Annotated in this window: 20 protein-coding genes; 16 read left to right on the top strand and 4 right to left on the bottom strand. The window is 48.5% G+C overall.

The genetic code is table 11. The features are described 5' to 3' along the window. Positions 1-128 precede the first annotated feature (128 nt). The 4 genes from pulA (at position 129) to BSEL_RS06540 (ending at position 4,847) form a co-directional block, all read left to right on the top strand. Complete coding sequence (gene pulA, locus BSEL_RS06525) at positions 129-2,237, top strand: type I pullulanase (RefSeq protein ID WP_013172190.1); 2,109 nt, start codon at positions 129-131, stop codon at positions 2,235-2,237. Between the two features lie 155 nt (positions 2,238-2,392). Continuing rightward, positions 2,393-3,190, top strand: coding sequence for a phosphotransferase (locus BSEL_RS06530; RefSeq protein WP_408643027.1), 798 nt, complete (start codon positions 2,393-2,395; stop codon positions 3,188-3,190). Between the two features lie 108 nt (positions 3,191-3,298). Then, positions 3,299-3,958 (top strand): tRNA (guanosine(46)-N7)-methyltransferase TrmB, encoded by a 660-nt coding sequence (trmB, locus tag BSEL_RS06535; protein ID WP_013172192.1) that lies wholly within the window; start codon positions 3,299-3,301, stop codon positions 3,956-3,958. Between the two features lie 31 nt (positions 3,959-3,989). Further along, complete coding sequence (locus BSEL_RS06540) at positions 3,990-4,847, top strand: YtnP family quorum-quenching lactonase (protein ID WP_041582322.1); 858 nt, start codon at positions 3,990-3,992, stop codon at positions 4,845-4,847. 88 nt (positions 4,848-4,935) lie between these two features. On the opposite strand, the gene BSEL_RS06545 is transcribed toward BSEL_RS06540, so the two are convergent. After that, the gene (locus BSEL_RS06545) at positions 4,936-5,253 is read right to left on the bottom strand and encodes a PepSY domain-containing protein (protein WP_013172194.1); all 318 of its coding nucleotides are present in this window, start codon (positions 5,251-5,253) and stop codon (positions 4,936-4,938) included. Positions 5,254-5,444: 191 nt separating this feature from the next. Between BSEL_RS06545 and BSEL_RS06550 the strand changes: the two genes are divergently transcribed. Then, positions 5,445-6,518, top strand: coding sequence for a M42 family metallopeptidase (locus BSEL_RS06550; RefSeq protein WP_013172195.1), 1,074 nt, complete (start codon positions 5,445-5,447; stop codon positions 6,516-6,518). A gap of 112 nt (positions 6,519-6,630) precedes the next feature. Here the strand turns inward: BSEL_RS06550 and BSEL_RS06555 are convergent, their stop codons facing one another. After that, a complete protein-coding gene (locus tag BSEL_RS06555; protein WP_013172196.1) occupies positions 6,631-7,077 on the bottom strand; it encodes a YtoQ family protein in 447 nt (148 codons plus the stop codon). Positions 7,078-7,313: 236 nt separating this feature from the next. Between BSEL_RS06555 and BSEL_RS06560 the strand changes: the two genes are divergently transcribed. The 7 genes from BSEL_RS06560 (at position 7,314) to murC (ending at position 13,619) form a co-directional block, all read left to right on the top strand. Then, a complete protein-coding gene (locus BSEL_RS06560) occupies positions 7,314-7,835 on the top strand; it encodes a hypothetical protein (RefSeq protein ID WP_013172197.1) in 522 nt (173 codons plus the stop codon). A 127-nt stretch (positions 7,836-7,962) separates the two neighbouring features. Continuing rightward, the gene (locus BSEL_RS06565; RefSeq protein ID WP_013172198.1) at positions 7,963-8,991 is read left to right on the top strand and encodes a PTS transporter subunit IIC; all 1,029 of its coding nucleotides are present in this window, start codon (positions 7,963-7,965) and stop codon (positions 8,989-8,991) included. 100 nt (positions 8,992-9,091) lie between these two features. Next, complete coding sequence (locus tag BSEL_RS06570; protein ID WP_013172199.1) at positions 9,092-9,907, top strand: DUF1444 domain-containing protein; 816 nt, start codon at positions 9,092-9,094, stop codon at positions 9,905-9,907. 251 nt (positions 9,908-10,158) lie between these two features. After that, the gene (locus BSEL_RS06575; protein ID WP_013172200.1) at positions 10,159-10,347 is read left to right on the top strand and encodes a hypothetical protein; all 189 of its coding nucleotides are present in this window, start codon (positions 10,159-10,161) and stop codon (positions 10,345-10,347) included. Positions 10,348-10,382: 35 nt separating this feature from the next. Continuing rightward, complete coding sequence (locus BSEL_RS06580) at positions 10,383-11,501, top strand: nicotinate phosphoribosyltransferase (protein WP_013172201.1); 1,119 nt, start codon at positions 10,383-10,385, stop codon at positions 11,499-11,501. A gap of 37 nt (positions 11,502-11,538) precedes the next feature. Further along, positions 11,539-12,198: a hypothetical protein gene (locus BSEL_RS17035; protein WP_013172202.1), complete on the top strand. Its 660-nt coding sequence runs from the start codon at positions 11,539-11,541 to the stop codon at positions 12,196-12,198. Between the two features lie 104 nt (positions 12,199-12,302). Next, a complete protein-coding gene (gene murC, locus BSEL_RS06590) occupies positions 12,303-13,619 on the top strand; it encodes a UDP-N-acetylmuramate--L-alanine ligase (protein ID WP_013172203.1) in 1,317 nt (438 codons plus the stop codon). A 116-nt stretch (positions 13,620-13,735) separates the two neighbouring features. Here the strand turns inward: murC and BSEL_RS06595 are convergent, their stop codons facing one another. Further along, positions 13,736-14,851 carry an aminopeptidase gene (locus tag BSEL_RS06595; RefSeq protein WP_013172204.1) on the bottom strand — a complete coding sequence of 372 codons (1,116 nt, stop codon included), beginning with the start codon at positions 14,849-14,851 and terminating at the stop codon, positions 13,736-13,738. 178 nt (positions 14,852-15,029) lie between these two features. On the opposite strand from BSEL_RS06595, the gene BSEL_RS06600 reads away from it, so the two are divergent. From BSEL_RS06600 to ytxJ, 3 genes are read left to right on the top strand one after another with little or no spacing between them, the layout of a single operon-like run. Continuing rightward, complete coding sequence (locus BSEL_RS06600) at positions 15,030-15,473, top strand: DUF948 domain-containing protein (RefSeq protein WP_013172205.1); 444 nt, start codon at positions 15,030-15,032, stop codon at positions 15,471-15,473. A gap of 1 nt (position 15,474) precedes the next feature. After that, a complete protein-coding gene (locus tag BSEL_RS06605) occupies positions 15,475-15,915 on the top strand; it encodes a YtxH domain-containing protein (RefSeq protein ID WP_013172206.1) in 441 nt (146 codons plus the stop codon). Further along, positions 15,912-16,256 (top strand): bacillithiol system redox-active protein YtxJ, encoded by a 345-nt coding sequence (ytxJ, locus tag BSEL_RS06610; RefSeq protein ID WP_013172207.1) that lies wholly within the window; start codon positions 15,912-15,914, stop codon positions 16,254-16,256. The genes BSEL_RS06605 and ytxJ overlap by 4 nt, the downstream gene beginning before the upstream one ends. Before the next feature lie 74 nt (positions 16,257-16,330). Here the strand turns inward: ytxJ and pilM are convergent, their stop codons facing one another. Next, entirely contained in the window at positions 16,331-18,496 is a 2,166-nt protein-coding gene (gene pilM, locus BSEL_RS06615) for a pilus assembly protein PilM (RefSeq protein ID WP_013172208.1), read from the bottom strand. 215 nt (positions 18,497-18,711) lie between these two features. On the opposite strand from pilM, the gene BSEL_RS06620 reads away from it, so the two are divergent. Next, a complete protein-coding gene (locus tag BSEL_RS06620) occupies positions 18,712-19,809 on the top strand; it encodes a bifunctional 3-deoxy-7-phosphoheptulonate synthase/chorismate mutase (protein ID WP_013172209.1) in 1,098 nt (365 codons plus the stop codon). Positions 19,810-19,840: the final 31 nt, after the last annotated feature.

The raw sequence follows: 19,840 nt of genomic DNA on the forward strand, positions 1-19,840 counted from the left end.
CATTTCTGCTGAATAAAATGAAATGATGTCAAGGCCGACTGAAATCAGTTACAATCGGGTATAGTGATGCAAAGGTCGAGGGGCAGTCTGCCACTCGCTACGGTTTGAAAAAGTGAGGAATGATGGTAATGAGAAATGTAATGACGTGGGTTGACAGCCCGCATGACCTGCAGTTAAACGGAGCGGGCATTGAACAGCGTGTCCATGTGCACCAGAAAGCCATGCTCTATTCAGAAAACGAAGTGATCGAGGCGACGGTTATGGACACGTACGAAAACGGGGTGCACCTTGTCACGTCAAAAAAGATTATCCCGGGTAAGCGCATGACACTCGGAGTAGGACGGATCAAGGCACCTGTATCCATCCGGTTCCTTGTACATACAGAGTGGTTTCACGAGAACTATTCGGATACCTCCGAAGTGTTCGGAGCGATTTATACGGCGCAAGAGACCATCTTCAGGGTATGGTCCCCGGTGGCTGTTACGATGGAACTGCTGATCAACGGAAGGGCAATCTCGATGAACAGGTCATGGCGGGGTTCTTGGGAGGTCGCGGTTCCGGGAGACTGTCACGGAGATGAATATCTGTTCCGTGCAGAAGTCAACGGGGTCGTTCACGAGGTGGTTGATCCTTATGCCAAGGCACTCACGGCAAACAGCAAGGCCGGTGTCGTCGTCGATCTAACAAGGACGGATCCGAAAGAATTCCGCTCGACGGACCGCCCTGAGGTGCGTAATCTCCAGGACAGCATCATTTATGAGCTTCATGTGAGGGATGCGACCATTCATCCGGACAGCGGGGTCAAGGCGAAAGGAACCTACAGCGGTCTGACTGAAACAGGAACGACGACGGAAAAGGGGTTCAAAACGGGACTTGATTATCTGACGGATCTGGGGATGACACATGTTCAGCTCCTGCCGGTGAATGATTTCGGACGGGTGGACGATCTGAAGCCTTCAAAACAGTATAACTGGGGGTATGATCCGCTCTTTTTTCAGGTGCCTGAAGGGAGTTTTTCAACGGATCCGACCAATCCGTTTGCCAGAATCACCGAATTGAAAGAACTTGTACAGGCCTTTCACCGAAAGGGCATTCAGGTGATTCTCGATGTGGTCTATAATCATGTCTTTGTTCTTGATGAATCATCGTTCCATAAACTTGTCCCTTATTACTATTTCCGTTATTCAGCGAATGGTGAGCCATCAAACGGAACGGGTGTAGGCAATGATATTGCCAGTGAACGGCCCATGGTCCGTGCCTTTATCCTTGATACGGTGAGGTACTGGCTGAAAGAATTCAGGATTGACGGGTTCCGTTTTGACCTGATGGGGATTATGGATATCGATACGGTCAACGCCATCCGTCATGAGGCTGATAAAGAGCCAAGACCGGTCATGCTGCTTGGAGAAGGCTGGAATTTGCCGACAGAGCTTGATTTCGATCATAAGGCGACTAATCACAGAGCAGGTGAAATGCCTGGTGTACGATTTTTTAATGACATGTTTCGCGACACGATCAAGGGAAGCACCTTTGATTTGAATGAACAGGGCTACGCAACAGGCCGCGGAAAATGGATCGAACGGATGTATCAGCTGACCTCGGGTTCTGTTTTGATGGATGAGCCGCTTCCGCCGCATGTGGCGGAAATCACGCAGACGGTGAATTATGTGGAATGCCATGATAATCACACCCTTTGGGACAGGCTTCTCATTTCCAATCAGGAAGATTCGGTTGAGACTAGACAGGCGCTGCACAGGCTGGCCACAGCCATTACAATCTTCAGTCAGGGTGTTCCGTTTCTTCATGCAGGACAGGAATTTTTCCGCACGAAAGGCGGAGATGGGAACAGCTACATTTCCCCTGATGAGGTGAATCGTCTTGACTGGAATCTCGCAGAAGAAGCGTCAGAAAATATCCGTTACATCCGGGATCTGATTGCTCTTAGAAGAAGCAGGCCGGGTTTCAGGCAACTTTCTGCATCTGCATTCAGAGAGCGGACACGGGTGTTGCAAACGGAATTTCCTGTCTTCGGCTATATTCTGTTTGAATATGAAGAGGAGATTGTCATCTTTTTTAATCCGGGTGATGAGCAGCAGGAAGTGCATCTGCCTTCTGTAGGACAATGGCAGGTTCTGTCATCCCCGTATCGCTCAGCTGTCATAACGGAGCCGTCGATGCTCGGCCTAAAGCTTGACATGAAGCCGTTTGAATGTCTGGTACTCGGTAAAAAAAGATAGTCTTGATTCTCTATATAAACTTCTTTACAATGAGAAAAGGCGCTATGCGTCTTTTTCCTGTTTTCTCTCCTTTTTTTGACTCGAAGAATGTTGTCGCATCAAATAAGGGAGTTAACGGAAGTGAATACGTACAGATCATGTTACAATAAATGAGGGTGAACCATTTGGAACAGTTTCTTGGAGAAGGATGGGAATTGCGCCCTGCCGGTGGCGCTACCGGTGAAGCGTATATTGCCGAGAGAGGACAGCAGAAGATATTTGTTAAACGAAATTCATCCCCGTTTCTGGCTGTTCTGTCCGCCGAAGGTATCGTTCCGAAACTCCTTTGGACCAAGCGGCTGGAAAATGGTGATGTTGTCACTGCCCAGGAATGGGTGGAAGGACGAAAGCTTGACAGGCATGAGTTGAATTCAAACCGGGTCGCAAGACTTTTGTCCAAGATTCACCGCTCGTCGGAGCTTTTGGAGATGTTCAAGCGAATGGGGAACACGCCTGTGATGCCTGAGCATGTCATTGATTACGCCAAAAAAGCGATGGCGAAGATGACGAGTCATCAGCCGCAGGTATTACATGCTTTGCATTGGCTTGTCGATCAGGTTCCGGTTCACGATGAAACATGTTTTGTTGTCTGCCATGCGGATGTGCATCACAACAACTGGATTCATTACAACGATCACGATAAAGATGAGCTGTATCTGATCGACTGGGACGGGGCAAAGCTTGCGGATCCGGTGATGGATATCGCACCGATCCTTTACTTATATGTACCGGAGGCGGATCGCGCAGAGTGGCTCTCGCAATACGGCATCAGTCAGACACCTGAGCTCGATAACAAAGTCCGCTGGTATTTAACGGCACTTTGCATTGAAAACATTGCCTGGTACGACTGCCGGGGTCTTGATGGGGAACGGGATCAGTGGCTGGATCGTCTGAACAGGGTCATGAACGAATAGGAACAAATACAGGAACGCACCTGACAGGTTTTACAGGTGCGTTTCTCTTCTGTAGAAAAGAGCCCTTCGCAAGGGCAGATCAGCAAAAGGTGAAAGGATGAAGTTAAAATGAGATTACGCAAGAAGCCTTGGGCAAAGGAGTATATGGGGAAGTTTCCTGAACTGGTCACCGATCAGCCGTATGAGAAAAGAGGCAAGTGGCGCACGCTTTTTCCGGGGACAGATCCCGATGCACCGTTGCATGTGGAAATCGGAACCGGGAAAGGACGTTTTATTACGGAAATGGCAATGGCCTATCCCGACAGATGCTTTATAGGGGTCGAAAAACACAGCAGTGTCCTTGTGACGGGTGTACAGCGCGTAGAAGAAAATCCGCCACCGAATCTGAAGCTGATTGAAGCGGACGTGAAGCATATTGAGGAACTGTTTGATGAAGGGGAGATCGATCGTCTGTATATCAACTTCACCGACCCGTGGCCAAAAAAGCGCCACGCAAAACGGCGGCTGACGCATCCGGATTTTCTGAATAAATACAGGACGGTGCTGAAGTCTGACGGGGAGATTCATTTTAAAACGGATAATCAGGGCCTGTTTGAGTATTCGCTTGCGAGCATGAGCCAGACCGGTATGGCCTTTCAGAACGTCAGCCTTGATCTTCATAACAGCGGCATGGAAGAAAACATTATGACCGAATATGAAGAAAAATTTGCAAGCCTGGGAATGAGGATTTACCGGCTCGAATCATGGTATAGTGAAGGTGAATTCTAGTAAGTATTCTTCAGGAGGGATCACGATGGCAATGGAACAGTGGAAGGTGAACGAAGAAGTGACCATGACCTGGCTTGATGGCGGTGTTACCCATCTCGACGGCGGAGCGATGTTTGGAGTCGTGCCGAAGCCGCTCTGGTCAAAGCGTTATCCCGTCAATGACAACAATCAGATTGAGCTCCGCTCTGATCCGATTTTGCTTCAGGTTGACGGCAAGCACATGCTCATTGAATCAGGCATCGGAAACGGCAAATTTTCAGAGAAAGCCATGCGGAATTACGGCATCACGTCCGAATCCAAAGTGAAAGAAAATCTTGCGGAACTGGGACTTACTCCTGCGGACATTGATGCGGTGCTGATGACGCATATGCACTTCGATCACGTCAGCGGGCTGACTGAACCCGTTGATGGCAAACAACAGCCTGTGTTTCCGAATGCCGTGATCTATGTGGAGGAAAAGGAATGGGCGGAGATGAGACAACCGAATATCCGCTCGAAAAACACGTACTTCAGGGAAAACTGGGAGGCGATTGAGCATCAGGTGAAGACCTATGCCGGTCAGATTGAAGTGGCACCGGATGTCCGGATGATCCATACAGGCGGACACAGTTACGGTCATGCCATCATCCATATCAGTTGCGGGAATGCCAATATTTGGCATATGGCGGATCTCATGCCGACCCACGTACATTTACCTTCACTGTGGGTGCTTGCTTATGATGATTATCCGATGACATCGATCCATCAAAAAGAGCAGTATATTCAGGCGAATTTGCCAAACAGTCCTGTCTTTACGTTTTATCATGATGCCCATTACCGCTGGGTACAGTTTTCTGAGGACGGGAAGCAGATTAAGCATTGCCTTGAGCGGAACCGGGAGAACGAATAACTCAGCTGAAGGAGAACCTGCGCAGTTCTTGACAACATAACAAAAAAGCCTGCATCTGCAGGCTTTTTTACATATGATCGGGTCTTGGTTACTGTTTTTCAAGAGAGAGGATGGTCCCTGATGCTGCATCCACATAAAAATCGTAAGCGGAAACTTCTCCCAGATCATTACCAACGGTAACGCCGCCGCGGTACACATTATACACAAGATGATCCGTTTCGAATTTCTCAGTCACCATGTGAACCCAGGATCCTTCAATGGTTCCGAGCTCTGAGGCCTGTTTCTTAACCGTTTTCAATGCTTTCTCTGCAGAAATGCCCATGTCGCTCCGGTCCATCTGTTTTTTTGCCAGAACCGTCACGGCGACACCTGCACCGATACCTGCGGCAAATTTCTTCCAACTCATACCTTCAACACCTGCCCTTATCAAGTTCATTGACGTGTGATATACAGTTACAGTATAGCGAATTCTGCCGGTTAATGCCAATCCTTTTCAATGCTGTTTCTTTCGGCTTCCGAATAATTGTGGCATTCAGAGCCGGATTTCGATAAAATGATAGTTGGCAGACGTTAATTCAAATTCGGGAGGTTTACATAATGAACGAAGAAACGTATCAAATGTTTGAAACACTGACAGCCTTGCACGGTGCTCCGGGGCATGAACACGATGTCCGGAAGTATGTCAAAAAACAATTGGAAGCATATAGTGATGAGGTGATTCAGGACCGTCTCGGCAGCGTGTTCGGCGTGAAACGCGGTGCAGAAACAGGACCCAAAGTGATGGTGGCGGGCCATATGGATGAAGTCGGATTTATGGTAACAGCGATCAACGAAAAAGGGCTGATCCGCTTTCAGCCACTGGGCGGCTGGTGGAGCCAGGTGCTCCTTGCACAAAAGCTGCAGATTATGACGGACAACGGTCCGGTGACAGGTGTGGTAGGATCAATTCCTCCGCATCTCCTCGATGAGGCAAAACGGGCCAAGCCGATGGAAATGAAAAACATGTACATCGATATCGGTGCCGATGATAAGGCGGATGCAGAAAAGATCGGCATCCGTCCGGGGCAGCCGATCGTCCCGATCTGCCCATTAGAGAAGATGGCCAATGAGAAAAAGCTTTTGGCCAAAGCCTGGGATAACCGGTATGGCGTCGGTCTGTCCATTGAACTGTTAAAAGAGCTGCAGGGGGAAAGCCTGCCAAACACCCTCTATTCCGGGGCAACGGTGCAGGAAGAGGTCGGGCTTCGCGGGGCGCAGACGGCGGCAAACATGATTCAGCCTGACTTGTTTTATGCCCTTGATGCAAGCCCTGCAAACGATGCGTCTGGGGATAAGGACGCCTTTGGTCACCTCGGAAAAGGGGCCCTCTTACGGATTTTTGACCGGACGATGATTACGCACCGTGGCATGCGTGATTTCGTGCTGTCGACGGCGGAAGATCATAACATCCCTTATCAGTTCTTTATTTCTCAGGGAGGAACGGATGCCGGCCGGGTTCATATGTCCAACAGCGGTGTGCCGTCTGCGGTCATCGGGATCTGTTCGCGCTACATCCATACGTCCGCTTCCATTATTCATGTAGATGACTATGCAGCGGCGAAGGAACTGATCACAACCCTCGTCAGACAGACCGATCAGAATACGCTTGAACAGATCCGTTCGCAAGTATAAGCGTAAGAATCAGTTCGAATCAAACAGAAAAGTCCGGAGCCTCACTGATGAGGTTCCGGACTGTTTCAGGTTAATCACGATCGGGTTCGACGGTTGCAATATTATGAAAGGATCAGTCTGTTTCAAACAAGTAAGCCAGGCATTTTACTGCCTGTTCAGCTGTTTCCACGGTCACCTGTGCGCGTTCACTGAGTTCTTTCAACGGATGATGCAGGTTCTTTGGGCGAATAAGAATCAGCGGTTTTCCGAGTGTCACAGCCGCAGAAGCATCCATGGCGCTGTTCCACTGTTTATAGGATTCGCCGAATTTGGCAATAACCACGTCGGATTTCTCCATAAGCAGTCGGGTTCTCAGGTTATTGAGCTGTGACGCAGCTTCATCTTTTGCGATGGGATCCGCCTGTTTACCGAGAATTTCTTCACCGATGTTATCGGAGCGGTCGTGGTTTTCCATGGGGCCGAAAAAAGACAGTGGGAGCTTCTTTTTTTCAGCCTCCTGTTTGATTTCCGTTCGCCAGTCATCATGAATTTGACCGGCCAAGTATACATTGATGTGCATGTTGATCATCTCCCTTTGCATTCTCACCGTTTTCATCCCCTGCTTTTTGCTTTCATAAACAGGCTGTAAAAGCGAATGAGTGGGACTTTATCCTTATTTTGAAAAGCGTAAATGACATAACAATGATCAATTGAGATTTTTGATGTTTTTTCGACAAATTCTGCGAAAACGACATGGTTTTATGATAAAATAATCGAGGGACAATATAATGATATGGAAAAAGGGGGAAGAACCTCATGATGAAAAAGCGGTGGATGGGTTTTGCAGCAGCTGCAACTCTCTTCATAACTGCGGTTTCCGGTTGTGCTGTATCTGAAGAACAGATCGAAGAAGAAGCCCGGGCTTTGATTGAACAGAAGATGTCTGGTGATCCGAATGATACCAATGCCTCTGATGAGGGACTTGAATTCTATTCAGACAGAGCGATTGATATTGAACATGTCAATGAGTTCAATTACGTGTTATCCGCAAATGACATGACCTATTTATTATTCAAAAATGATGACATTGATTATGCTGATCCGAACGAGATTGAAAAGGATCTGATGCTCGATAATGAAGTGATCGTCCTTGAAACATTTACGAACGAAGCGTCTGTCGACGGATACATTGTTGTTACTCAGTTCGATGAGGACTTATACCGGCTGATTGTGGCGGTGGACGGTCGGAAAATGACGACGGTTCTCGGCATTGAAGACTTACAGGATCATGCCGAATTTATGTTTGACTTCGTCTATTCGATGGCGGAAGATGAATAAGAGCACGCCCTCAATGATCTCATTGAGGGGTTTTCTTTATACTCCATAAAAAAGGTATCACGTGCACGTTTGTGATCCAAAAAAGAAATCGCGTTTAGGCGCACGTTCATCAGAGAGGGGCACAGTCATGGTTTTTTTGAAAAAGAAAGGGATACAGCCGGGGGTTCATTCGTACGTGATTACCGCACTCAGTTACATGGCGCTTGGGCTCTTCTCATCGTTAATTATGGGGCTGATGATGCAAACCGCCGGGGAACGGATGCTGATGCCGTATTGGGCGGAAGGCGGACAGTTCCTGGTCGATATGGGCGAATTGGCCATGAGTCTGATGGGGCCTGCCATCGGTGTGGCAATTGCCTACGGTCTGAAGGCACCGCCACTCGTGATCTTTTCGGCTGTAGTGACAGGTGCTGCCGGAGCCGAACTGGCCGGCCCTGCAGGCAGCTATCTCGCTGCACTCTTGTCTGTTGAGATCGGAAAACTCGTCAGTGGGGAAACGAAGGTCGATATTATTGTGACCCCTTTTGTGACCATTGCGACGGGCTATTTTACCGCAGGGCTGATCGGACCTCCGGTTGCCGCAACTCTTGAACAGTTCGGTTCATTTATTATGTGGGCGACAACCCAGCAGCCGCTCGCGATGGGGGCTCTGGTTGCCGTCCTGATGGGGCTCGCACTGACGGCGCCGATTTCGAGTGCAGCCCTTGCGTTTATGCTTGGGCTCGACGGTTTGGCCGCCGGTGCAGCGGCAGTCGGGTGCTCGGCTCAAATGATCGGTTTCGCCGTAAGCAGCTACAGGGAAAATAAATTTGGCGGTCTGATTGCTCTTGGGCTCGGAACTTCCATGCTGCAGATTGCGAACATCATTAAGCGGCCGTTGATTTTGATCCCGCCTACGTTGACGGCAGCGATCCTCGGGCCGCTTGCAACCGTCGTATTTGTCATGGAGAACAACCAGGCCGGGGCAGGAATGGGCACGAGCGGCTTCGTCGGTCCGGTAATGGCCATGAATGTGATGGGGACGGAAACAGAAACCCTTGTCGCGATAGCCCTTTTGTTTTTCATCCTGCCGGCTGTGATCAGTCTTTTTCTTTCGGAACTTCTCAGAAAAATGAATTGGATAAAACCGGGTGACATGACGATTCCAAAGGGATGACGGAGCAGTGTCTGTCAATGAGCGTTCTTCGAGTCGCTCTCATTTGAAGGGCACCGCTTACGTGATAAAATAGAAGCATTGAAAGGAGTGCAGATATACGATGAAACCAATTGAAATAAAACGGCTGATCGAAGCGGAGATTACCAATGAAAACTGGACAACTTCGTTTGATCGGGATCATGATACGCTCAAAATCACGGATAAACGGGTGGATAAAGGGGTCACGATTCAGCTGACAAATTTGAGGAAGAAGTTTGAAGAGGACGCCGACAGAGACGCCACGTTGAAAGAAACGATGCAAACGATCACGGAAGGCATGCGGCTCCTCGTTGACAAGGTATCGATTACCGGCAGGGAAGACAGCATTTACCCGGTGCTCAGGACCGGTTCCTTTCAAAAAGAAAAGGGAGACGGTACGGCCCTTGTATATGATGAGCATACGTCGGAAACGGTGATTTTTTATGCCGTTGATGAAGGCGCTTCTTACACGATGATCGATGAACAGATGCTCGAAGAATCCGGGAAAACCCACAGCGAGATTCGCGAAATGGCGCACTTTAACCTGAGAAAACTGCCGACGGAGATGAAGTCGGATCAGGTAGCCGGGAACACATTTTACTTTTTGAATACGGATGACGGCTATGATGCGAGCCGGATCCTGAATCAGCAGTTTCTGAACAACATGAAAGAACAGGTGCACGGGGAAATGGCCATTGCCATCCCTCACCATGATGTCCTGATCATTGCGGATATCCGTAATGAAGCGGGGTATGATGTCCTTGCCCAGATGGCCTTTCAGTTCTTTTCAGAGGGACGGATCCCGCTGACGGCTTTGTCATTTTTCCTTGAAGAGGACGAGCTTGAGCCGATCTTTATTCTCGCTCAGCGCAAGCCGAAGGATCAGCCAAAGCAGTAACTGTCCCTTTATTTTGATCCCCGGGGGGTTTGAACGTGGGGGAACAGTGGAATGTGTCTGTAAGGAAATTTAATTTGCACTACACATCATGCGCTGTTTGACTTACAATATACATGATGTGATGGTCTTATGGATCAGAACACCGCTTCATCTCAAGAATGACAGTGTTTGACTGTTTCACAGACGGAAGAGAGCTTTTTCAGCAAAACAGGAACGTGATTGAACACTATTTTTCCAGGGAGGGATTTGTTATGCAACACATGCCTTTAGGAAATATCGTTCTATCCGTTGCTCCTGATTTAATGAATCTGTTAACTTCAGAAGAGCGGACGCATGACATTGTATTGAGAAACGGTACAGAGCATTTAAGCACTCATGACGTTGAAGAAATCGTTGAAGCAGTGATTCAAAGAATGAAAGGCAGTACACGCTACCACTGAATCTGTGACTATGTAGGAACCATGAGGAGATTGTGATGAAAGAAATTCAACTGAAGCTTCAAGGAAAGATCAGGCGATTGACAAACAAGACGTTCAAGTTTGATGAGCGGGTCGGCGAAGGCTGGTTTTCAGCAGTGTATTTTCTGAAGACCAAAGAGATTGCCAGAAAGTATAAGCCGGATAATATCGTGACGATGCAGTTTTTTCAAAAGAAAAACGCAGTCGTTTGCGGTACCGATGAAGTACTGGCGCTGCTCGAAACCTTTGCCGACAGCCCTGATCAGCTTGACGTCTATTCGCTTGAAGATGGTGACAAAATTGAACCGTTTGAACCGGTCCTCAAGGTGACCGGCCCTTATCAGCACTTTGGTTACCTCGAAGGGGTTATCGACGGAATACTGGCAAGACGGACATCTGTCTCCACCAATGTCTATGAGGTCGTTCGCTCTGCGCAGAGCCGGGTCCCGGATAAACCGGTCATCTTTATGGGAGACCGTGATGATCATTTTATGATGCAGGCAGGGGACGGGTATGCGGCATACATAGGCGGATCAAAAGCGCAGGCAACCCATGCCATGCATGAATGGTGGGGAAAGAAGGGGATCGGCACGATGCCACATGCCCTGATTCAGCTTTTTGAGGGGAATCTCGTCGAGGCGTGCAAAGCTTACAGGGAGACGTTTCCTGAAGATGATTTGCTGGCGCTTGTGGATTACAACAACGACGTGATTACGGACTCTCTCAATGTCGCGCGGGAATTTGGTGACGATTTAAAAGGGGTTCGCCTTGATACGTCAAACCATATGGTGGATGCGTATTTTTCAAGACACCCTGAAGTGCTTGGGACATTTGATCCGAGAGGGGTGAATCCTGAGCTGTTGTTTGCTTTACGGAAAGCACTCGACAATGAAGGTTTTCACCATGTGAAAATCGTAGCCTCAGGGGGATTTGATGCGGATCGCATTGCCCGCTATGAAGAGCTTGGCGCTCCGGTGGACATGTATGGTGTCGGAAACAGTTTACTCAAAATACATATCGGCTTTACAGGTGACAATGTAACGCTGAACGGCAGACATGAGGCAAAGATGGGCAGAACGGAACGGATTAACAGCCGGCTGCAGAAGGTGGAACTTGGCCGGAATGGGTATGAGTAATCAGGGTGAAGATGCAATGAAGAGAGGCGCATGAACTATGAAAGATAAAAAAATGGAGTTCGTAATCGACGCGGATCGGGTTCGCGCGGAACAGGAGAAGCGGCTGGTAAAGCTCTTTACAGAACTGTACGATGATCTGTTCAGTTATATCGAATACGATACGAATCTGAGGGAAAAAGTCAGGGCTAAGCACACGTATCGCTACCGTACGGGGCTTCCGGATCATTTTCCGCTCCCGGAAGATGAAATGATCTTTTTTCAGGAGTGGTTTGCCTTTGATTACGTTACGGTGAGCGGTGCGCGGATTTTTGATTTGTTTGTGCGCAATAATCAGGGGGTGTTCAACCGCCAGATGCTCGAACTTGCCGGTGTGCTCATGCTGATGCATTTGCAGCCGGTGCGCATCACAGGTAAGAATTCCAAACATCTCCTTGTGTCTCCTGCTTTTGAGGCGGAGAAGGAGTGGCATGTGGAGAGCAATCAGGATCTGGCTCAGTTGAACACGGGTGATTTAATCTTTACGAGAATCACTCAGGTCGGTTCAAGGCGACTTGTTGTCGGAACCCCTTTCACGATAGCCCCGGAGCAGGAAGCGCCGGTACTTGAAAAGCTTTCAGGTATTTATCAGCAGGGAGACAGCAGTTTCAGGAAATATATGAAAGAATTCGGGATTGATTTTCGCAAATATGCGCTTTAACACATCGACGATAGTCGATGTGCTTTTTTTTTGCTATAATAGACTTCGCATGTTCATTCAATTTGCAGGAATATGTAATGGAACAGGAATGTGGAGGTTCAACGATGACGAACTATCATTTTATCGGAATAAAAGGCTCAGGCATGAGTGCCATGGCACAAATTTTGAGTGATATGAAGAAAACCGTTCAGGGTTCGGATGTGGAGAAAGTCTTTTTTACCCAGAAACCCCTTGAGAGAAAGGGAATTCCCATCCTCCCTTTTCAAAAAGAAAACATTGATGACAATCAGACGATTATTGCGTCACCGGCATATAACGAAACCAATCCGGAAGTGAAAGAGGCTCTTACCAGAGGGATCAAGGTTCATTCCTATCCGAAATTCCTCGGCGAGTTTATTAAGGGGTTCACGAGTATTGCCGTTACGGGTTCTCACGGAAAGACATCGACAACGGGTCTCCTTGCCCATGTCCTTGAAAATGCGAAACCGACGTCTTATCTGATCGGAGACGGCACAGGCAAAGGGATGGAGAACAGTGAATACTTCGTTTTCGAAGCATGTGAATACCGCAGACACTTTTTGAACTACTATCCAAACTATGCGATTATGACGAACATTGATTTCGATCACCCTGATTATTTTAAAGATGCAGAGGATGTCTTTCAGGCATTTCAGGAAATGGCAAACCAGGTCAACAAAGCGATTATCGCCTGCGGAGATGATGAATCCCTGCAGCGTTTGACGGCGTCTGTCCCCATCGTGTACTACGGTTTCAGTGAAGACCATGACTTTTCTGCGCAGAACGTGGACTATGACCCCGAAGGGACCCATTTTGATGTCATGATCCGGGGGGCTTTCTATGGCCGCTTCACGATTCCGGGTTACGGAAACCATCATATTCTGAATGCTCTTGCTGTCATTGCGATCTGTCATTATGAAGAGGTCACTCTCGAAACCATTCAGACCCATATCGCCACTTTCGGGGGTGTGAAAAGACGGTTTTCCGAAACCGAAATGAACGGTCAGATCTTGATTGACGACTATGCCCATCATCCGACAGAGATTGCCGCAACGATTGAATCGGCCAGAAAAAAATATCCCGATCGGCAGGTTGTGGCTGTTTTTCAGCCGCATACGTTTTCGAGAACAGAAGCGTTTCTTGATGATTTTGCAAGGAGCCTTGAGAATGCGGACCATGTCTATTTGTGCGATATTTTCTCATCTGCGAGGGAGTTTAAAAGTGATTTGACGATCAACCATCTTCAGGAGCGAATAGACGGCGCGAAGCTGATCACAGAGGATGGCACACTTGTACTGAACAGCCATGAGCATGCAGTCCTGCTGTTTATGGGCGCAGGAGACGTCCAGAAATTCCAGACGGCTTATGTAAGCGGCTGGGAAAACAGCGGAACGGAGAGCTGACGGCTCTCCGTTTGCTGACAAGTATTCAACCCGGATGTAACTGTGCAAACGGGCCAAACAACAACCACAGCCAGGATCTTCCGGGCTGTGGTCGTTTTGCGTCTTTTGTAACTGTTTTATTTCAAGTTTTCCGGGTTCAATCCTTTCAGATCATCGGTGACGAACCGGCCGTTTTCACGAATCAGTTCACCGTCAAAATAAATGTTGCCGCCTCCATATTCGGGACGCTGGATATTCACGATATCCCAGTGGATGGCTGAGGTGTTGCCGTTATCAGCATTCTCATAGGCCTGTCCTGGAGTGAAATGGAAGCTGCCATCGATTTTTTCATCAAAGAGTATATCCTGCATCGGGTGAAGGATATACGGATTGACGCCAATGGCAAATTCGCCGATATAGCGGGCGCCCTCGTCCGTGTCGAGTATCTCATTGATTTTCTTATCATCAGAACTTGAAGCAGCAATGATTTTGCCGTTCTCAAACGTAAAGCGGATATTCTCGAAGGTTGTTCCCTGATAAGGAGACGCTGTGTTGTAGGCGATGGTACCATTAACGGAATCACGTACCGGTGCGGTATAGACTTCTCCATCCGGAATGTTTAATTTGCCGGCACATTTAATGGCGGGAATATCTTGTATGGAGAAGGTCAGATCCGTGCCTTCACCTGTGATGCGAACCTGATCGGTGCGGTTCATTCGTTCAACCAGGGCATCCATCGCCCGGTCCATTTTGGCATAGTCAAGGTTGCATACGTTAAAGTAGAAGTCCTCAAAGGCCTCGGTGCTTTTTCCTGAGAGCTGTGCCATGGATGCATTCGGATAGCGGAGGACGACCCATTTCGTGTGCGGCACACGAATTTGACGGTGGACCTTCGTCCCGACAGTTTGCTGGTGCAGGCTCATGTTCTCAGACGGAACGTCGCTCAGTTCATTGATGTTATCGCCGGAGCGAAGGCCGATGTAAGCATCCATTTCCTTCATAACAGTCGCTTCAAACGTCGCCTGCATGTCCTGCTGTTCTTTCGTTGCGCCCATAAGGAGGGCCCGGTTTACGGCAGGCTCTTTCAGGGAAACAAATGGGTGTGCACCCGCTTTGTAGGCCTCTTCGATCAGAGCTTTTACGAGTTCTTCCTGTACACCGAAGTTTTCAATGAGAATGTTTTCTCCCTGTTTCATTTCAGTGGAGTATTCGATCAGATTCTTTGCGAGCTGATTGATTCTTGGATCACGCATGTGATTCGCCTCCTGTAACGTTTTTGTGGACAGTTCCATTGTACAGGAGTGGCGAAGCTTGTGCCACCTGAGGAAAGATCAAAAAAACTAGTCAAAGAACGCTGTCAATAAAACGCAGCAGTGGTATACTGAGGAGGTAGCAGGCGAGTCAGATTAATCAATAAAGGAGATGAATCACATGGAATGGTTAATGTATGTAAGCGTCGCGATTATTGCCATCGCATTTGCAGTTCTGGTCTTTTATATCATCCAGACACTTCTCTCACTGAAGAAGACAATGGAGAACATTTCCACAACCGTGGAAGATATGAAGGGGCAGGTTGAAGGGATTTCGAATGAATCCACCCAGTTGTTACATAAAACAAATAAGCTGACGGAAGATCTTCAGTACAAGTCAGACCGGCTGAACTCTGTCTTTCATGCCGCTGAGGATCTGGGGTATTCCTTTCAGCAGTTAAACGGTTCAATCAGAAAGATGAGTGACACCGTGAATAAGCAGACGGAAACAAATGATGAAAACATGGCCAAAGCTGTGAAATGGGGCAGTGTGGCGATGTCATTCTGGCAGAAATGGAAGACTGAAAAAGCAACTGAGGGACAGACTGAACAGGAGGCGAAGTAAGATGAGCAGCAGTGCTAAGAACTTCATTGCCGGCGTCGTTGTCGGGGCAACAGCAGGTGCCGTTGTGACTCTGTTTATGGCACCGAAGGCAGGATCTGAACTGCGCGAGGATTTTTCCGAGCAGGCGAGGGCTGCCAAACACAAAACATCAGACTTCACGTCGCAGGCTGTGGAAAAAGGAAATCACCTTGCAACCCGTGTATCTGATCAGTCGTCGAATCTTGTGCATAAGGTCAAGGACTTATCGCGCTCATTAAGAAAAGATATGAATGAATTGAGTGAATCCGCAGATAGTCTGATGGACGATATGGAAGGGCTCAGTGACGAAATCGCAGCATCTGTAAAGAAAGAAGTGGAAGACCTCCAGCGCTCTGTCGAGCAGCTGGTCAAAGAGGTTGAGGAACGTGAGCGTAAACGCAATCAGGAGTCAAAGGAGATATGAGAGTGAGCGTTGATAAAATCACCACATGGGATGAGCTCGATGCGAAGAAAGCAACCGGTCGTCCGCTGTTCATCTTCAAAAACAGCACGACGTGTCCGGTCAGCCGTGAAGCGTTCTCTGAAGTGAAAGGGTTCGTGCAGGGCTATGACGGTGAGGCGCCTGTTGTCTATCTGAATGTGCAGGAAGCAAGAGAGCTGTCAAATCGGATCGCGGAAGAGTATGGCGTGAAGCATGAATCTCCGCAACTTCTTCTGATTGATGATACCGAAGTAAAATGGCATGCCTCCCATTGGAAGATCACCGAAAAGGCAATCAGTCGGGCGTTGTCCGATCAAACGTAGTAAATCATGATACAAAAAAAGCGGTCCTCATTCCGGCGGGACCGCTTTTTGCTGTATGTGTCTCACTGTATAGGTTATGTCCAACGCAACTGCAGGGAATCACCGTGGTGAATTTGTGCCGAGAACGATGTCTCTTCTTCGTTACGGAGTATGACCGGTTTGACGTTCGTCGATCTCTCCGGTTTTTTGACCTGCACCTTGGCAAACACATCCTGAAAAATAAAGGAGACGTTTGTCCGTTCTCTGATTTCCACCCGATCGCCATGCTTGACGCTGCTGTGGAGAGCGGCGGATTCTCCATTGATGGTGCAGTCAAAGAGAGATTTTTCGAGGCGGACGGGTTCATCATTGAAGGTAACGATGATTTCCCGATTTGCCTGATCATGCGTCTGCAACAGCACATCCTGAACGCTGAAAGACTCCTCAGTGCTGCCATTAAGGGTGATTCGGTCCCCATTTTTGACAGGACTCTTTAATGAGGCAGGCTCGCCATTGATGAGATACGTTGCTTCATCGCGCTTCAGACTCATACGGTGCTGATTGACGGTAATGCTGATGGTTCCTTGTGCCTCAGGATCAGTTTTGAGGCCTGCAAGACGAAGTACTTCATCCAGGGTATCAGGAAAATGAAAGTCAAGACGGTCCCGGTCTGAAAGGGTTGAGTCAGGTGTGACAGTGCTGTCATTCAGGGTGATCACCGGTTCGATCCAATAGGTTTCCTCATTGATCTCGACCGTGATCGCTTCCGGAAGCTCCAACACATCGGATACAGTGGCGGTTGCATCGGCACCGCTTACACCTTTTTCGACAAAGATGACATCCCCGTGTTCAAGGGGATCATCGAGGGAGACGTCGTGTCCGTTTTTCTTCAGGACTGGCGGGGTGCCGTGTTCACCAGGTATGGTGACAACGCGTCCGTTGACTTTTACCATCATCGCCATTCCCGGTTTTCCGAAGAGCCTGTTCAGCTCAACGCCGCTTGAGAGAATGCCGTCTCCGACTGTCAGTTTTTTGATGTCAAACAGCCTGACGGTCTCTTCATTAACCTTGATGCTGATATATTCAACAGGATTTTCCCTTGCAGCAATGGCAATACCGATCGGTGTGACGAGTTCCGGGGTCGGTTCGAACTCCTTCTCAAAGGTCAGGGATTTAATCGCATCAATGCCCCGGATCGCAACACGATTCGCAGGGAGTTCAAGTCGTTCGGCGATTTTCTCTGAGAGAAGAGGGGTCATGCTCCCTCCTCCGACAAGCATCACAGCCTTTGGCGTACGCGTATTCAGACTTAAAATTTCGGCACTGATCTGATCGGCAAGGTGATCTATTGCAGGAAGGATGGGTGTCAGGATCTCCTCTTTTGACATGGTCGTTTCCATACCGAGAATATCCTGCATGATGATTTCTTCATTGTCATTGAGCTGCCGTTTTACGGCTTCCGCATCCGGAAAATCCAATAAAAATTGGTCGCTGATAGCCTCAGTGATTTCATCACCGGCATTTGGGACCATTCCGTAGGCTGTCACGGTACCTGAGTCTGTAATGGCGATATCCGATGTGCCGGCCCCGATATCGACAAGGGCGACGTTCAGGCGCCTCATGGATTGTGGGATCAGGACGTTGATGGCGGCAATCGGCTCGAGGGTTAAAGCTTCAAGTTCGAGATCTGAGCGCTGCAGGGCGGCAATCAGTGATTCCACGACGACTTTCGGAAGGAACGTCGCAATGACCTCCACGGCAGCGTTTCGTCCCTTTTGATCAACGAGACTCCCGATCTTTTCGCCATCGAGGTGATAATCGAGTACGGAATATCCGACACAATATTCATTTACTGCACCGTTCGTCTGTCCGGACTCATCGCTTGCGAGTTTGAACTGGGCTTTTTGAACAGCGCTCAGTTCGAGAGCAAGGAGCGCTGTCCGGTCGAAAATCGGTTTTCCGGTAATATTAAGCTCTTCGACTGCTTTGACGGTCTTCAGTGAGCGGCCTGCCGCGGCGACGCAGACTTTCTTTAAAGGGCCGTAGCGTTCTTCGAGGTGTTGTTTAACAAGTGTAATGGTTCTCGCCACTTCAATGACGTTATGTATTTGGCCGTCAAGCATGGAGCGTTCCGTATGTTCAATACTGTGCACATCGAGGACGTGATAACCGGTCTCTGTGCTTTGAATGATCAGGCCGACAATGGAGCGTGTTCCGATATCGAGGCCGAAAATCAGGGATTCCGGGTCGGGTTTTGTCATAGTCATTCCCACCTTTCTCTTCACCTATATTATACATGATTCCCAGTCTGGTGCATCCTCCGAGAGGAAAAAAACCAAACTTAAACGCTTTAACGCTTAAAAGCGTTTAATTATTAAAGAAAAAAGGGGTGACATTCACGGATTCATGATATATAATAGTCCGTAAATCGTTCAGCAAGCGATGGAACAAATGTATTGAGAGGAGTTTTTTTCAAATGGGTAATGAACAGTTGGAAGAGTTGAGAGGCCAGTTGGATGAAGTCAATGAAAAACTGGTGGAGATGATGAATGAGCGTGCGCGTCTTGCTCAGGAGATAGGACGAGTGAAGAGCAGCCAGGGCATGAACCGCTTTGATCCGGTTCGTGAACGTAAGATGCTCGATATGATTCAGGAGAAAAATGAGGGACCGTTTGAAACAGCGACTCTGCAGCATCTGTTTAAACAAATTTTTAAAGCGAGTCTCGAACTGCAGGAAGATGACCACAGAAAGGCGCTTTTGGTATCGCGTAAAAAGCACCCTGAAGATACGATTGTTGATGTCAATGGCACGAAGCTCGGTAACGGCGAGCAGCATCTGATAGCCGGTCCATGTTCCGTGGAGAGCTACGAACAGGTGGAAGCCGTGGCGAAGGAGTTGAAGGCACGGGGGCTGACAATGATGCGCGGCGGAGCCTACAAGCCGAGAACATCACCTTATGACTTCCAGGGACTCGGTCAGGAAGGACTCGAGATTCTGAAAGATATTTCCGACAAGTACGGTCTGTCTGTCATCAGTGAAATTGTTACACCCGGCGATATTCAAAATGCGGTGGACTACCTCGATGTGATTCAGATCGGTGCGAGAAACATGCAGAATTTTGAGCTTCTGAAGGAAGCGGGACGCACGAACAAGCCGATCCTCCTGAAACGCGGCCTTTCTGCAACCATTGAAGAGTTCATCAATGCGGCAGAATACATCCATTCACAGGGGAACGGTCAGATTATTCTCTGTGAGCGCGGTATCCGTACTTATGAGAAAGCAACAAGAAACACGCTGGATATTTCAGCTGTACCGATTCTCAAGCAGGAAACGCATCTGCCGGTGTTTGTTGATGTCACACATTCCACAGGCCGAAGAGACCTCTTACTGCCAACAGCCAAAGCGGCGTTCGCAGTCGGTGCTGACGGTGTCATGACGGAAGTTCATCCGGATCCGGCTGTTGCCCTGTCTGATTCTGCCCAGCAGATGGACATTCCGCAGTTTGGTGAGTTCCTGAAAAACCTTGAGGAATCCGGACTTTTTAAAGTCAATAAAGCAGCTTCAAAATCATAAGCAGCAGGAAAAGGACTGAATGCCTCATTTC

It is taken from the genome of [Bacillus] selenitireducens MLS10 (genome assembly GCF_000093085.1).
Classification (GTDB): domain Bacteria; phylum Bacillota; class Bacilli; order Bacillales; family Salisediminibacteriaceae; genus Salisediminibacterium; species Salisediminibacterium selenitireducens.

Bases quoted from the DNA above. Each gene is read 5' to 3' on its own strand.
- BSEL_RS06620 (WP_013172209.1), top strand. From the start codon at position 18,712: ATGGGTAATGAACAGTTGGAAGAGTTGAGAGGCCAGTTGGATGAAGTC.
- BSEL_RS06570 (WP_013172199.1), top strand. From the start codon at position 9,092: ATGAAACCAATTGAAATAAAACGGCTGATCGAAGCGGAGATTACCAAT.
- BSEL_RS06595 (WP_013172204.1), bottom strand. From the start codon at position 14,851: ATGCGTGATCCAAGAATCAATCAGCTCGCAAAGAATCTGATCGAATAC.
- BSEL_RS17035 (WP_013172202.1), top strand. From the start codon at position 11,539: ATGAAAGATAAAAAAATGGAGTTCGTAATCGACGCGGATCGGGTTCGC.
- BSEL_RS06560 (WP_013172197.1), top strand. From the start codon at position 7,314: ATGATGAAAAAGCGGTGGATGGGTTTTGCAGCAGCTGCAACTCTCTTC.
- BSEL_RS06605 (WP_013172206.1), top strand. From the start codon at position 15,475: ATGAGCAGCAGTGCTAAGAACTTCATTGCCGGCGTCGTTGTCGGGGCA.
- BSEL_RS06575 (WP_013172200.1), top strand. From the start codon at position 10,159: ATGCAACACATGCCTTTAGGAAATATCGTTCTATCCGTTGCTCCTGAT.
- BSEL_RS06600 (WP_013172205.1), top strand. From the start codon at position 15,030: ATGGAATGGTTAATGTATGTAAGCGTCGCGATTATTGCCATCGCATTT.
- murC (WP_013172203.1), top strand. From the start codon at position 12,303: ATGACGAACTATCATTTTATCGGAATAAAAGGCTCAGGCATGAGTGCC.
- BSEL_RS06555 (WP_013172196.1), bottom strand. From the start codon at position 7,077: ATGCACATCAATGTATACTTGGCCGGTCAAATTCATGATGACTGGCGA.
- BSEL_RS06545 (WP_013172194.1), bottom strand. From the start codon at position 5,253: ATGAGTTGGAAGAAATTTGCCGCAGGTATCGGTGCAGGTGTCGCCGTG.
- pulA (WP_013172190.1), top strand. From the start codon at position 129: ATGAGAAATGTAATGACGTGGGTTGACAGCCCGCATGACCTGCAGTTA.
- trmB (WP_013172192.1), top strand. From the start codon at position 3,299: ATGAGATTACGCAAGAAGCCTTGGGCAAAGGAGTATATGGGGAAGTTT.
- pilM (WP_013172208.1), bottom strand. From the start codon at position 18,496: ATGACAAAACCCGACCCGGAATCCCTGATTTTCGGCCTCGATATCGGA.
- BSEL_RS06580 (WP_013172201.1), top strand. From the start codon at position 10,383: ATGAAAGAAATTCAACTGAAGCTTCAAGGAAAGATCAGGCGATTGACA.
- BSEL_RS06550 (WP_013172195.1), top strand. From the start codon at position 5,445: ATGAACGAAGAAACGTATCAAATGTTTGAAACACTGACAGCCTTGCAC.
- BSEL_RS06540 (WP_041582322.1), top strand. From the start codon at position 3,990: ATGGAACAGTGGAAGGTGAACGAAGAAGTGACCATGACCTGGCTTGAT.
- ytxJ (WP_013172207.1), top strand. From the start codon at position 15,912: ATGAGAGTGAGCGTTGATAAAATCACCACATGGGATGAGCTCGATGCG.
- BSEL_RS06565 (WP_013172198.1), top strand. From the start codon at position 7,963: ATGGTTTTTTTGAAAAAGAAAGGGATACAGCCGGGGGTTCATTCGTAC.